Raw genomic sequence first — 13,010 nt, forward strand, 5'->3', positions numbered from 1 at the left:
CGGGGCGTTCCGCCCTTGCCGCTGTCGGTCGTCGCTCATCGCCGCACCTCGTCCTGCGGCCGTTGCGTGTGCTCCGCCCCGGGCGAAGCGGTGTCCAGCCCGTACCGGGCGAGCAGGTTGTCCACGGACTTCTCCAGGGCCCGGCCCTCGGCCACCACCAGCGGGTCCGTACCCGTGCGCAGCAGGGAGCGTGCCGAGCCCCGCAGCCGGCGACGCTCCAGCAACTGCCGCGCGATGTGCTCGCGTTCCCTGGGCGGGAAGAACGCGAAGGCCTGCCGCAGCGAGGGCAGGGCCACCAGGAACTCCTCGTCGGACATGGCCCCGACGAGCGAGTCCAGCACGCCGACGAGCGCGTCGCCCGCCGGGCCCCGCGCCCGGGAGACCTGGTCGCGGGCCACCGCGAAGAGGCCGGCCAGCCAGTCCCCGAGCTGCTCGCCGCTCCCGGCGAGCGCGAGCACCTCGTCTGCGGCCGCGCGCGGCAGGGACCTGCCGTCCCGGGCAGACCCCGGTCCGGTACGGGAGGACGCCGACCGGGTGCTGTCCCCGGCCTCCTTCTCACCTTCCTGCCGTTCCTGCCGTTCCTGCCGTTCCTCCCGTGCCCCTCGTTCCTCCCGCACCAGCGTCCGGCACAGCGCGAAGGCCGCGCCCCGCAGATCGGCAGGGGCTTCCGCGTCCCGGGAGACACGGCGGGCCGCGTCCGCCACCGCCTCCCGCGGCACCGGTACCGCTTCCGGCGCGTGCACGCACGCGTCACGCAGGGCCACCACCGCGCGCAGCCGCCCGAAGTCCATGCCCGGCCCTCCGCGCAGCCCCTCCAGCAGCCACAGACCCCGCAGGACCGCCTCGCCCACCAGTGCGCCCAGCAGGGGTCCGCGCGCCACCCCGAACACCCGGTCGTGCCGCCACAGCCCGAGTGCCGTCGCCAGCACCTCACCCAGCGCCCCGGGCTCCTTCACCTCCCCGACACCCGTGGCGAGTTCGGCCAGCAGCCGGTCCGACACCGAGGCCGCCCCGCACAGCACCGCGTCGAACAGGGCGGCCGCGAGCCCTTCCCGGCCCGCGCCCCCGGCCCGCTCCGCGAGCACGGCGGCGGCCGCCTCGTCGAGCCGAGCCCCGTACGATCCGGCCTCGACCAGCGCCGCGTCCCGGCCGGCGCGCTCCCCGGGCTCCCAGCGCTCGGTGAACACCGGATCCGCACCGTGTGCCGGGCCCGCGGTCCGCTCGTGCCCCGGCACGCCGAGCACGCGCAGCCGGTGCAGGAGACGGCTGCGCTCCAGGTCCCGGCCGTCGCCGAGATCCAGCGTCAGTGGCCGGCCGGTGCGGATTCCCGCGTCGGCCAGCAGCGCCGCGACCTCGTGCACCAGGGGCGGTGCGGGGGTGTCCGGATGCAGCCGGCCCACCCGGTCACCGCTGCACGCGGCCACCATCTCGACCACCACTGGATGCGTCCCTGCGGCGAGCCCGCCCCGGCCGGTCCACGGCAGCGGACCGGCCAGGTCGTCCGTGATCAGCGCACCGGCCAGTCCGTCCAGCACGTCCGTCCTGGCCGGGCGGGAGTGCCCGCGCAGCAGGGACAGCCCCCGGGTGAGGGCACGGGCGGCCACGAGATCGGCCGTGGACACCGGGTGCCTGCGGGCGCGCAACCGCCCGGCGACGGCCCGCACCAGCGTGTCGGCCGCCTCCCGCGGCCCGCGCTCCCACACCTGCTCGTAGTAGCCCGGCGACGGCATCCCCGACTGGTACCCGGCGAAGGCGTCCAACTGCCGGTAGGAGTACGGCACCAGATAGCTGCCGGCCACCGCGTCCGGTTCCGGCAGCGGAACCTCCGGCCACTCCTGCCCCGCGCCGGCCTCCGCGTCCGACCCGGTCAGCCCCCGCAGCGCGGGAGTGTGGAAGCCGCCCGTGACGACCAGCACCGGACGGTCGCCCGCCGCCCGGGCAGCCGCCCGCACCCAGGACGCCATGTACGCCTCGCGCGCCGTGTCGCCCGGTTCCGCCTGGGCATCGCCGCGCACCAGGTCGAAGTAGGCGTCCAGCCGCTCCCACAGCCCGTCCGCGGGCTCCACCTCGAACAACCGGTCCCAGAGCGCGTCCACGGAGTCCACCGCGAACCGCTCGCACAGGCGCTCCGTCGCCCGCGCGTACCGCAGCTCCGCGTCCGCGTACCGGTTGGCGCGCTCGGCGAACGCCGGATGCCAGGCCGGCAGGTCGATGAAGGCGACCTGCGCACCGGCCGCCCGGCCCGCCGTCAGCGCCACCCATTCCGGGGAGTACGCGCACAGCGGCGTCCACGAGGTCGCCGACCGGCCGGCGTGGCGGTAGTGGCTGAAGACCGCCACCGGCAGCTCGTGCCCCAGCAGCAGTTCGTCCAGCCGCCCGTTCATGTCCGCCGGGCCCTCCACCAGGACGTACGCGGGACGCAGCTCCTCGATCGCGGCGGCGACCAGCCGCGCGCAGGCGGGGGAGTGGTGCCGCACCCCCAACAGCCGCACCCGCCCGCCCATCGCCCTCACCCGTCCAGCAGGTGGCGTGCGTCGTACAGGGCCTTCCACTGCGGGCCGCGCCGCCGGGGCACCTGCTGCTCCAGATAGCGGCGCAGCCTGGCCAGGTCCTCCGGGCTGTCCTTCGCCGCGGTGCCCGCCAGACACGCCGCCACGTCGGCGGCGCTGCCCGCCTCGCCGCGCAGGAACCAGCCCCGTACGCCCACCGCGTGCGCCACCGACACCGCCTCGGCGGTGCTCATCACCGCCGAGAGCCGGTCCGGCGCCCTCCCCTCGCCGCCACCGCCCGCCCGCAGCTCCCGGAAGGTGCCGACCAGGACCTCCAGTACGTCCCGCTCCGGGGCGACGGTCACCCCGGAGCGGGCGAGCAGCGCGGTCGCCTCCGCCTCCACCAGGGCCAGTTCGGTGTCGAGGTCGGGAATCGGGAACACCGTCTCGAAGTTGAACCGGCGCTTGAGCGCCGCGCTCATCTCGTTGACGCCCCGGTCCCGGGTGTTCGCCGTCGCGACGACGTTGAACCCCTGCCGGGCGAAGACCATCCCCTCCGGCCCCGTCAGCTCCGGAACGGCCACCACCCGCTCCGACAGCAGCGACAGCAGCGAGTCCTGGACCTCCGGCGGGCACCGGGTGATCTCCTCGAACCGCACGACCTTGCCCTCGGCCATGCCGCGCAACATCGGCGCGGGCACCAGCGACCGCGCCGAGGGGCCCTCCGAGACCAGGAGCGCGTAGTTCCACCCGTACTTGATCTGGTCCTCGGTGGTGGCCGCGCCGCCCTGCACGGTCAGCGTCGACGTGCCGCTGACGGCCGCCGCGATCAGTTCCGACAGCAGCGACTTCGCGGTGCCCGGTTCGCCCACCAGCATCAGCCCGCGGTTCGTCGCCAGCGTCACCAGCGCCCGGTCCACCAGGGACGGACTGCCCACGAACTTGCGGCTGATCCCGCTCTGCTCGTCCCCGACGACGAAGCTGCGGGCCGCCCGCAGGCTCAGGGCCCAGCCCGGCGGCCGGGGTCCGGTGTCCCCGGCGCGCAGCGCGGCCAGCTCGTCCGCGTACCGGACCTCGGCGGGCGGCCGTTGCAGCGACTCCTGCTCCGCCGTCAGGTGGTCGACGCTCACCTGGCCGCCCCTTCCGTGAGGTACGTCAGATCGGCCAGCAGCTCGGAGGCGGTGATCCCGTCGAGGTCAGCGAACCGCAGCCCGGAGTCGTCGCCGTACCAGCGGTGCACCGGACGGGTGCTCAGCGCCACCGCGTCCAGCCGCTGTTCCGGGATCTGGTCGATCGCGCCGACGGCGATGCCGCCGTCGAGGCCGATCACCAGGTACAGGTCGTCGCCGAGCTTCTTGCTGATCTCGTTCTCGATCCCGTTGTCCTCGGGGCTGCCGCGCCGCCAGCCCCGCTTGGTCAGGCCGAGCACCGTCGTAGTCGGGACGGTGAGCCCCTCGAAACGGGCCAGCCGGACGGCTCCGGCCTCCTCGGCGGTCAGCCGGTGCACGGCCCGCCCCAACTGGGCGAAGGGCTGGAGGATCTCGTAGTCCGCGAACACCTCCGCCCAGGCCGCCACCCCGGCCTCGCCCAGCGCCAGCGGATGCGCGAGCCGCACCGACGCGTCGTCGGGCAGGGCGAAGGTCTCGTCCTCGGCGTCGGCGAACGTACGGTCCTCCGCCACCCGGAACGCCGTGTCCGGCGCGCCCGCCCCGGAGGGCGTGCTCACCCACACCAGCCGGCGCACCAGGTGCCACACCAGGGGGTGCGCCACCAGCAGCCCCCGGAACTCCTCCGCCGTCCACGACCGGCCCGCGACCATCGCGGCCTCCAGCCGCCGCACCTGGTCGGAGGCGAGGGTCCGCACGTCCTTCTTCAACGTCATGAACCGCTTGCGCTCCGCCGGCGCCAGCCCGGCGTCGTCCTTCGCACCCGGCTTCGGCAGGTCCTTGAGACGCTTGCCGTCCGCGTCCAGGACGCAGGGCCGCAACTGCTCGTCGAAGGTGACGGTGAACGTCCGCGTCCCGTAGTCGACGACCGTGGCACCGTCGGCGTCGAGCCCGAGGTCGGGCACCAGGCGGTCCGCGAGCTGCTCGGCGGTCAGGCCGAGGTTCTCCGCGATCTGCCCGATCTTCTCCTGCGCCTTCGCCTTCAGCGCCTTGAACTTCACCCGCTGCGCGATGCCGTGCAGATGCAGCAGGGCCACGTCCGTGCCGATCGCGGCCAGGACCTCCAGCCCTTCCACCGCCCGGTGGTGGGCTCCCGCGCCGGGCCAGATCCGCAGCAGCGGCGTGAGCCGCCGTACCGTCCCGTCGTCACCGAGCAGCCCCAGGGCGTGCAGCGCCCAGGACTCCTTCGACGGCAGGCCCGCGAGCCGCCACTGCTCGAACAACGCCCAGCCGAACTCCGCGAGCGACGCCCGGTCGCAGGTCTCCAGCACCGTCGCCACCCCCGGGTACGGCTCTCCGGGCTTCGACAGCGCCAGCATCGTCAGCACATGCCGTGCCGACTCCACCGGCAGCGCCGCCGCCCCGCCCCGCACGGTGACCGGCGGCAGCAGCCCCGGCTCCGCCCACACCGGGACGACCGGCATCTTCGACGGCAGCGCGGCCCGCAGCGGATCGGCGTACAGCAGCACGTCCACGGCGCCGGCGGCCTTCGGCCCGTACGCCTCGGCCGCCGTCATGACCACTTGGGGGCCCTGCTGCGAGGCGATCAGCCGCAGGGCGCCCTCGGCCGCCCGGCGCTTGCGTCCCGCCGTGCCCACGGCGTCCGGCACCAGCAGCCCGGCGGCCACCGCCCCGTGCCGCCGGAACCAGGACTCGGCGATCGAGGAGACGGACTTCGGCCGGGTCAGCCAGTCGGTCATCAGCCGCGCCAGCACGACGTCGACGAACGGCAGCAGCACCCGTCCCAGCATCGCCGGACGGCGCGGCACCACCCGCTTCAGCATGGGGAGCGCGTCCAGCCCGAACCTCGCCGCCACCGGTTCGAGAAGACCTTCCGCGCTCCAGATGTCCGAGGGCGACCAGCCGTCCAGCCACGGACGCACCTCCTCCTCGGGGCGGAGCACGAACAGGACGGCCGATGCCGTCGACGCCTCGGTCAGCGACGAGCGCACCTCCTCCGGCCGGAGCTTCGGGGCCTCCTTCCCGTAGTAGCCGTCGTGGTACCAGGACCTGGTGCGCGCCCACTCCTCCCGCTCACCCGGCAGCCACACCACCGCGGGGTCCGCCGTCGCCGCCGGCACCGCCACCGCCCGCGGTGCGGCGATGCGGCCGTCCGGCCGCGACCACGGCGGCGACACCAGCACCTCCGGCAGGTCGGCCGCCACCGCTTCCGGCAGTCGGCCCGACTCCGCCACCAGCGGCCGCACCACCGCCGCGACCTCTTCGGGCAGGGACGGCAGAACCGCCTCCACCAGCGCCCGCCGCCCGTGCACCAGCCCCCGCAGCAACTGGCCCGCGGCCGACCCGTCCCGCGCGGAGACGAGCACCAACTGCCGCAGCGCCCGCACCGGCCAGCGCGTGACCGCCTCCTGGAGCGCGGGGCCGACCCGCTTGTCGCCCACCCGGTGCAGCAGCGCCGCGAAGGCGTCCTCCGTGGGGAACTCGGCCAGCGCCCCGGCCATCGTCCGCAGACCGTCGGAGTCGACGTACGCCCCCCGTACCTGCTCGACCAGCGGCGTCGCCGCCGTCACCCCGATCCCCTCGGCCAGCGTCGCGATGGTCGCGACGGACCAGCCCCGCCCGTCGGGGTACGACGTCCCGCCGAGCCGCTCCCACTGCTCCGGTGCGCTCAGCGAGCACAGCAGCAGGGAGCGCACCTCGCCGCCCTCCTTGCCGGGGTCCGCACAGCACGCGTCGACCCACTCGGTCTCGGTCGGCAGCAGATACGCCGCCACGATCCGCCGCCGCCCCGCGCCCAGGTGGCGGCCCACCGCCTCCACGGTCCGTGCGTACGTGTCCTCGTCGCAGGCCGCGAGCAGGGCACGCGTCCGGTCCACCAGCGCACGGCGGCCGACCACCCGGTAGGACCCCTCGCCCTGCGGCAGCACCTTCAATGAGGTGTCCGCGCCATTCGGCCGGTAGAGGTCGGTCTCGACGTGGACGTCCAGGTACTCGACCACGGCGCGCGCCGTGAACGGCAGTCCGTACAGCGCGACGCAGGCGTCCACCCAGTGCTTGACGCCCCCGCTGTAGAAGTGGGAGCCGTCCTCGGCCATCGCCAGGACCGCGCCCGCCCCCACCGGGTCCGGGCTGCCGCCCAGATGAGCCCGCGCCGCTTCGACCAGGCCGGGCTCGCTCTCGGACGAGTTCAGGCACGCGTCGATCCTCGGCGCGGCCTCGGCGACGCACCGCTGGAAGTCCTCGACCGCCGTCCGCGGAGCCGGCGCGGGCCTGCGCGGGACGCCCCCGCGCCGGGGGTGCAGCAGACGCCGCCAGGAGTCCGGCAGTACGAAGGTCTCCTCGTCCGGAATCACCACGGCGGCGCCCTCGGCCTCCGTCGCACGCACCTCTTCCGCGGTCACCGGCACGGACCCGGAAACCGCGGCCACCGGAGCAGGACCGGAAGCCGCCACCCGCACGGACCCGGAAGCCGAAGGTCCGACCCTCGCGTACCCCTTCCGCTCCTTCTCCGCCACCGTCTTCGCCAGCGCCTCCCGCGTGGCCTCCGCCGACGCGTACTCCTTGACCTGCCCCCGGCCGTCCGACCCGATCCGTCCGTACCGCACCGTCAGCGTGGTGCCGGCCGCCTCGGCCTCCCAGAACTTGGCCGAACCGCCCTCGACGTACTCCCAGCGCCCCACTGTCCCCACCCCGTCGTGCCCGTGCCGGACGGTCCCCCGGACCGCCTTTCGATCAAGTGGGAACACAGTAGCGAGCGGCACTGACAACGCCCCCGACGGCAGTCGCCGAAGACCATGTCGGAGCGGTCTCCCAGCAGGTCAGGGGCACAACGCGGAAGCGGTCTCAGGGGCAGGCGGGCAGCCCGTCCACCCATACCGGCGTCGTCCCCGCGAGCCTGCACACCATCAGGTAGAGGGGGATCGGCGGAGTGTACGGAGCAGGGCCCTCGGGCCGGTGGACCAACCGGGTGCGCGGAGCGGCGACATAGGCCCCGGCCGCGTACCGCGCGGGTTCCGGCCACGGCACCCCGAGGTCGGAGCCGGAGGGCACGATCCACCACCAGAGTTCCTCGTCGCCCCTCCCGTCGGCGAACACGCATCCGGGGCGCGGCAACTGCCGCAGCAGCCGCTGCCCGTGCCGGGCCGGCAGCCCCACCGCGTCGCAGCCGAGCGGGGTGTGGTCCAGGGTGGGCGGCAGCGGCAGCCGGGCGGGGCCGCCCGCGCCGGCCCTGCGGACCCGGGTGAGCCGGGCGGCGAGGCGGTGGCTCATCGCAGCGGGCCGCCCTGCGCGGCAGCGGCGGGCGGGACCACGTCGTCGCAGGCGTGCGGGAGTTCCGCCCACACCGTGCGGCCCGAATCCAGGTCGTTCTCCTGCGTCCCCCACGCGTCGCACATCCCGTCGACCAGCACGAGACCGCGCCCGTGCTCGCCCGCGTCCTGCGCGGTGCGCCGCAGCCGGGGCCCCAGCGGGCCGACGCCCTCGTCGCACACCGCGATCCGCAGCCTGCCCCCGGCGTCGACCAGTTCGCAGCGCACCCGCTCGCTGCCCGTGTGGATCACCGCGTTGGTGACGAGTTCCGAGACGACCAACGAGGCGGCGAAGCCGACGTCCTCGCCCAGGCCCCAGTCGGTCAGCCGGTCGGTGGTCAGGTGCCGTGCGCGCGCGACCGACTCCGGACATGCGGGCAGGACGAAACCGTACCGACGGACGCGGGCCTCCTGAAGCGGGCCCGTGACCGGGGAGAAGAGCGTGGAGCCAGGTACCACGACCGCATCCTTAACCAAGGGGGGAGCGACCACCGTGCACCGCCTCCCCCGATGCGGTGCACGGTAGCCGCGTGAACCAGTTCACACCTCAACTCTCTCTCTGCCCCCGTCACTTGGCAAGGGGCACTCTGAAATTTCCAGAGTGTCGTTTCGTAGATCAAGACCGCATGGCACACTGCATCGCAACAGCACGTAGAGCACAATCGCCATTCAGTGACGGTGAGTTACGGGGAGGTTTCCCATGAGTGAACCGCGGTCCGCCCCGACCGTCGGGCAGGTGGTGCTCGGCAAGCGTCTGCAGGACCTGCGCGAACGCGCCGGGCTCACGCGCGACCACGCCGCCAAGGTGCTGCACGTCGCCGCGGCCACCGTGCGCCGGATGGAGACCGCCGAGGTCGCCCTCAAGATTCCGTACGTGCAGATCCTGCTGAAGGAGTACGGCTGCACGGAGGCCGACTCCGAGGACTTCGTCCGGCTCGCCCAGGAGGCCAACCAGCCCGGCTGGTGGCAGCGGTTCCACGCGATCCTGCCCGACTGGTTCAGCATGTACGTGAGCCTGGAGGGCGCCGCCTCCGTCATCCGCACCTACGACCCGCACTTCGTCCCCGGCCTCCTCCAGACCGAGGACTACGCCCGCGCCGTGATGCGCAGCGGAGTCGTCGGGCAGACCCGCCCCGAGGACATCGAACGGTACGTCGCCCTGCGCATGCAGCGGCAGGAACTGCTCACCGGACCGGACGCCCCCACCCTCTGGGCGATCATGGACGAAACGGTCCTGCGCCGCATGGCCGGCGGCCCGGACGTGATGCGCGCCCAGGCCGACCGGCTGCTGGAGGCCGCCGAGCTGCCCAACGTCACCCTGCAGCTCGCCGAGTTCAGCAGCGGCCCGCACCCGGGCACCTTCGGCCCCTTCATCCTCTTCCGCTTCGCCGTGCCGGAACTCCCCGACATGGCCTACAGCGAATACCTGACCGGCGCCGTCTACCTCGACGCGCGGCCCGAGGTGGCCACCCACCTCGAAGTCATGGACCGCATGGCGGCGCAGGCCGCCACCGCGGCCCGCACGAAGGAGATCCTCGCGGATTTCCGCAAGGAGCTCTGACCCGTCATGTCCCGCGTTCCCCGCACCCCCCGCCCGGACCGGCGCGCCGCCCGCCGCGCCGACCTGCGTCCGGGCCGCCGCATCTACAACGGCATGCCCGCCGCCGACCTGCCCGCCGACGGCTGGACCAAACCCTGGAGCGGCGGCAACGGCGGCGCCTGCGTCGAGACCATGAAGCTCGCCGACGGCCGCGTCGCCGTCCGCCAGTCCACCGATCCCGACGGGCCCGCGCTGATCTACACCCCCGGTGAGATCGCCGCCTTCATCCAGGGCGCGAAGGCGGGCAAGGCGGACTTCCTGCTCACCTGAGTCCGCTCCGCCCGCGCCGCCCCGCCGGAACACCCCGACGCGCGGGCGCCCACCCGAGCGTCCCTCAGTACCCTTCATCCCTTGGCCACTTGACCTCCCAGGAGACCTCCATGACCGGGCAGGACCGCACCACCGGCAGCTCCCCCTCCATCGAGATCGACACGAGCAAGCCGCACCCTGCCCGGATGTACGACTGGTTCCTGGGCGGCAAGGACAACTACCCCGTCGACGAGGAGATGGCCAAGCAGCTCCTCCAGCTCGACCCGCGCGGACGGGAGATGGCCCGCGTCAACCGCGCGGTCATGCACCGGGCCACCCGCTGGCTCGCCGAGCACGGCATCCGCCAGTTCCTCGACATCGGCACCGGCATACCCACCGAGCCCAACCTGCACCAGATCGCGCAGGCCGCGGCCCCCGAGTCGCGCATCGTCTACTGCGACTACGACCCCATCGTCCTCGCCCACGCCGAGGCCCTGCTGCGCAGCACCCCCGAAGGCGTCACCGAGTACATCCAGGCCGACGCCCGCGATCCCGAGTCCATCCTGGAGCGGGCGGGCGAGGTCCTCGACTTCGACCGGCCGATCGCCCTCTCGCTGGTCGCCCTGCTGCACTTCGTCGGCGACGAGGAAGGCGCGTACGAGATCGTCCGCAGCCTCATGGACCGCCTGGCCAGCGGCAGTTACCTCGTGCTGTCGCACGTGGCGCGCGACTTCGACCCCGAGGGCGCGGACAAGGCGGTCGCCATGTACAAGGCGCGCGGACTCACCCTCCAGCCGCGTTCGCGCGAGGAGGTCGTCCGCTTCTTCGAGGGCTACGAGCTGGTGGAGCCCGGGGTCTCCCTGGCCGCCGACTGGCGCCCGGAGCTGGGCGAGGTCGTCCCGGTCCAGGGCGACGAGCCGATCCCCGGCTGGGTGGGCGTGGCCCGCAAGTCCTGACGATCCGTGCGCCCGGTGGCCGCCCCGCCCCGCGACGCGGCCACCGTCGCGTTTCGGCGCGGCCGCGTCGGCACCGGCTCGAAGCGCACCCGGGTACGAATGAGGGGCCGGAAGCGTCAGATCCCGGCCCCTCGACGCGCGATGACGTTACGTCACCGCTCCTGCGGCACCCGCCCGGGACGCCCCGCACCCCGTGTCATCGCGTACCCCGCGATGCCCGCCAGCGCGGCCAGCACGGCTCCGCCGGCCGTCCACAGCCAGCGGCTCGACCAGTTCCCGGAAGCCCAGCCGCCCTCGGGGGAGGCCTGCACCGAGATCTGCCTCGACCCGCCCTTCGCGTCGTCCTGCCGCGTCGACGCCCCCGGCACCAGCGGTGCGGTCAGCGCCCCGTCGACCGCCTTCGCGCCGCCCGCGTCGGCCACCGAGGGCCGCACCTCGGCCTTCACCGGCAGCCCCAGGTCGTCGTCGGCGAGCGCGGTCACCGTCAACCGTACGAAATAGGAACCCGGCAGCGGGTCGTTCGACGACTGCTCGGCCCACGAGCGGACGGTCCGCAGACGGCAGGCCAGCGACACCGACGACGCCTCCTTCGGCGCGGTCGCCGTCGAGGAGCCGTAGACGCACGCCTGCTTCCTGCGCAGCCCGTCGTACACGTCGAGCTGCCAGGTCTGCGCCCCGTGCCGCTGCGCCGACTGCGGCAGGGCGACCTCGGCCCGTACGGTCGCGTCCTGACCGGCGTCGGCCGGGAACACCCAGTACAGGTAGTCGCCGGTCGACGCGCCCGCCGTGGCGACCTGCCCGGGCTTCACGGCCGTCGCGGTACGGAACGACGTCCCGGCCTCGGTCGGCGCGGCCGCGTCCGCGGAGGCGGACGGCGAGGGCGTCCGGTCGGCGTTCGCCGCGGGGGCCGCACCGAGAACAACGAGCGCGGCCAGCAGCGCCCCGCTCACCACACGTGTCGTACGCATCAGTTGGTCCTCCAGACCGCAACGCGCCAGCGCGAGAGCCAGCCGAACACCAGGCCCGCCAGCAGGCCGGCCACCGCCAGCACGCCCAGCAGCCACCAGCCGTGCCCGAGCCCGAAGGACGCCACGTCGGCGGCCCGCTCCGGCGCGTCCACCAGGTCCAGCGCCAGCTCCACCGGCATCCCCGGCTCCGTCTTCACCGAGGGCGGCGCGGAGAACGAACTGCTCACCCGCAGGCACACCGTCTCCACCGGCGGCTCCTGCCCCTTCCCGGCGGCCACCTCCGCCTTCGGGTAGCGCAGCCCGGACGAGATCACGTCCGTGCGCCCGTCCCCGGACTCCTGGCCGCGCACGATCTCCCGCCCGCTGAGCGTGGAGGCCCGCACGAGCAGCCCGTAGTCGTTGTTCACCGCACGGTCCGCGCCGATGCTCACCGCGGCCCGCAGCTCCTGGCCCGGCCGTACCGCGACCCGGTACCAGCGGTGCTCGCCGAACTTCGCGCGGTCGGTGTAGAGGCCGGCGGTCAGCTTCGGGGCGTCGGCGCAGGACGCGCCGCCCCGGGCGGCGACGGGGTTGACGACCGGGTCGGCCGCCCGCTCCACCAACTGCTTGACCCGCTTGGAGAGCTGCTCCTTGTGCTGCACGGCGGTGTAGGTGCCGCCGGTCGCCTCGGCGATGCAGGTGAGCTGCTGCCGGATCTTCGCGTTCGGCACCAGGCCGAGGGTGTCGATCACCAGGTGGGTGCCCTTGGCGGCGATCTCGCGCGCCACGACGCACGGGTCGAGGGGGCCGCAGGTGTCCTCGCCGTCCGTGATGAGCACGATCCGCCGGGTGGCGTTCCCGCCCTCCAGGTCCTTCGCCGCGCCGAGCAGGGCCGGCCCGACCGGGGTGAAGCCGGTGGGGGCGAGGGTGGCGACGGCCGCCTTGGCCTCCGTACGGTCGAGCCTGCCGACGGGGTAGAGCGAGCGGGTGTCCTCGCAGCCCTTCTTCCTGTCCTCGCCCGCGTAGTGCGCCCCCAGGGTGCGTATCCCGAGCCGCACCTCCTCGGGCGTGGCGTCCAGCACCTCGTTGAAGGCCTGTTTCGCGGCGGCCATCCGGGACTGCCCGTCGATGTCCCTGGCCCGCATCGACCCGCTGACGTCGAGGACCAGCTCGACCTTGGGGGATTCCTTCGGGGCGCCCTCGGCGCCGTCCCCGTCGTCGGCGAGCGCCGGCGACGGGGACAGCCCGGCGGCCAGGGCGGCGAGCAGTGCGCCGCACGCCGTGGCCGCCAGTCGTTTCCTTGTGATCATCGCCGGATCCTATGAAAGATCGTCA

At 74.2% G+C, this 13,010-nt stretch carries 10 protein-coding genes; 3 read left to right on the plus strand and 7 right to left on the minus strand.

What is annotated here, in order from left to right; translation table 11 throughout:
• Positions 1-35: 35 nt before the first annotated feature.
• The 5 genes from ACIP93_RS16110 to ACIP93_RS16130 all read right to left on the minus strand — a co-directional run bounded on the left by ACIP93_RS16110 (position 36) and on the right by ACIP93_RS16130 (position 8,382).
• Positions 36-2,504: a DUF5682 family protein gene (locus ACIP93_RS16110; RefSeq protein ID WP_401759215.1), complete on the minus strand. Its 2,469-nt coding sequence runs from the start codon at positions 2,502-2,504 to the stop codon at positions 36-38.
• 5 nt (positions 2,505-2,509) lie between these two features.
• Positions 2,510-3,619, minus strand: a complete 1,110-nt coding sequence (locus ACIP93_RS16115; RefSeq protein ID WP_401759218.1) for an AAA family ATPase — start codon at positions 3,617-3,619, stop codon at positions 2,510-2,512.
• On the minus strand, positions 3,616-7,296 hold the full coding sequence (locus tag ACIP93_RS16120) for a DUF4132 domain-containing protein (protein WP_401759221.1): 3,681 nt from the start codon (positions 7,294-7,296) through the stop codon (positions 3,616-3,618). The genes ACIP93_RS16115 and ACIP93_RS16120 overlap by 4 nt, the downstream gene beginning before the upstream one ends.
• A 163-nt stretch (positions 7,297-7,459) precedes the next feature.
• Positions 7,460-7,885, minus strand: coding sequence for a hypothetical protein (locus ACIP93_RS16125; protein WP_345218543.1), 426 nt, complete (start codon positions 7,883-7,885; stop codon positions 7,460-7,462).
• Positions 7,882-8,382: an ATP-binding protein gene (locus ACIP93_RS16130; protein WP_345218545.1), complete on the minus strand. Its 501-nt coding sequence runs from the start codon at positions 8,380-8,382 to the stop codon at positions 7,882-7,884. Before ACIP93_RS16130 ends, ACIP93_RS16125 begins: the two co-directional genes overlap by 4 nt.
• A 241-nt stretch (positions 8,383-8,623) precedes the next feature.
• On the opposite strand from ACIP93_RS16130, the gene ACIP93_RS16135 reads away from it, so the two are divergent.
• The 3 genes from ACIP93_RS16135 to ACIP93_RS16145 all read left to right on the plus strand — a co-directional run bounded on the left by ACIP93_RS16135 (position 8,624) and on the right by ACIP93_RS16145 (position 10,728).
• Positions 8,624-9,484, plus strand: a complete 861-nt coding sequence (locus ACIP93_RS16135) for a helix-turn-helix domain-containing protein (RefSeq protein ID WP_401759225.1) — start codon at positions 8,624-8,626, stop codon at positions 9,482-9,484.
• A gap of 93 nt (positions 9,485-9,577) precedes the next feature.
• Positions 9,578-9,793 (plus strand): DUF397 domain-containing protein, encoded by a 216-nt coding sequence (locus ACIP93_RS16140; protein WP_266660214.1) that lies wholly within the window; start codon positions 9,578-9,580, stop codon positions 9,791-9,793.
• 110 nt (positions 9,794-9,903) lie between these two features.
• Positions 9,904-10,728 carry an SAM-dependent methyltransferase gene (locus ACIP93_RS16145; RefSeq protein ID WP_401759228.1) on the plus strand — a complete coding sequence of 275 codons (825 nt, stop codon included), beginning with the start codon at positions 9,904-9,906 and terminating at the stop codon, positions 10,726-10,728.
• A gap of 152 nt (positions 10,729-10,880) precedes the next feature.
• Here ACIP93_RS16145 and ACIP93_RS16150 read toward each other — a convergent pair whose 3' ends face one another.
• Positions 10,881-11,696, minus strand: a complete 816-nt coding sequence (locus tag ACIP93_RS16150) for a hypothetical protein (protein ID WP_401759230.1) — start codon at positions 11,694-11,696, stop codon at positions 10,881-10,883.
• The gene (locus tag ACIP93_RS16155) at positions 11,696-12,985 is read right to left on the minus strand and encodes a VWA domain-containing protein (RefSeq protein ID WP_401759233.1); all 1,290 of its coding nucleotides are present in this window, start codon (positions 12,983-12,985) and stop codon (positions 11,696-11,698) included. Before ACIP93_RS16155 ends, ACIP93_RS16150 begins: the two co-directional genes overlap by 1 nt.
• Positions 12,986-13,010: the final 25 nt, after the last annotated feature.

This window comes from Streptomyces sp. NPDC088745 (assembly GCF_044751045.1).
GTDB lineage: Bacteria > Actinomycetota > Actinomycetes > Streptomycetales > Streptomycetaceae > Streptomyces > Streptomyces cremeus.

Coding starts and splice junctions, on each gene's coding strand:
- ACIP93_RS16110 (WP_401759215.1), bottom strand. CDS start 2,504: ATGGGCGGGCGGGTGCGGCTGTTGGGGGTGCGGCACCACTCCCCCGCC.
- ACIP93_RS16125 (WP_345218543.1), bottom strand. CDS start 7,885: ATGAGCCACCGCCTCGCCGCCCGGCTCACCCGGGTCCGCAGGGCCGGC.
- ACIP93_RS16135 (WP_401759225.1), top strand. CDS start 8,624: ATGAGTGAACCGCGGTCCGCCCCGACCGTCGGGCAGGTGGTGCTCGGC.
- ACIP93_RS16140 (WP_266660214.1), top strand. CDS start 9,578: ATGCCCGCCGCCGACCTGCCCGCCGACGGCTGGACCAAACCCTGGAGC.
- ACIP93_RS16145 (WP_401759228.1), top strand. CDS start 9,904: ATGACCGGGCAGGACCGCACCACCGGCAGCTCCCCCTCCATCGAGATC.
- ACIP93_RS16150 (WP_401759230.1), bottom strand. CDS start 11,696: ATGCGTACGACACGTGTGGTGAGCGGGGCGCTGCTGGCCGCGCTCGTT.
- ACIP93_RS16155 (WP_401759233.1), bottom strand. CDS start 12,985: ATGATCACAAGGAAACGACTGGCGGCCACGGCGTGCGGCGCACTGCTC.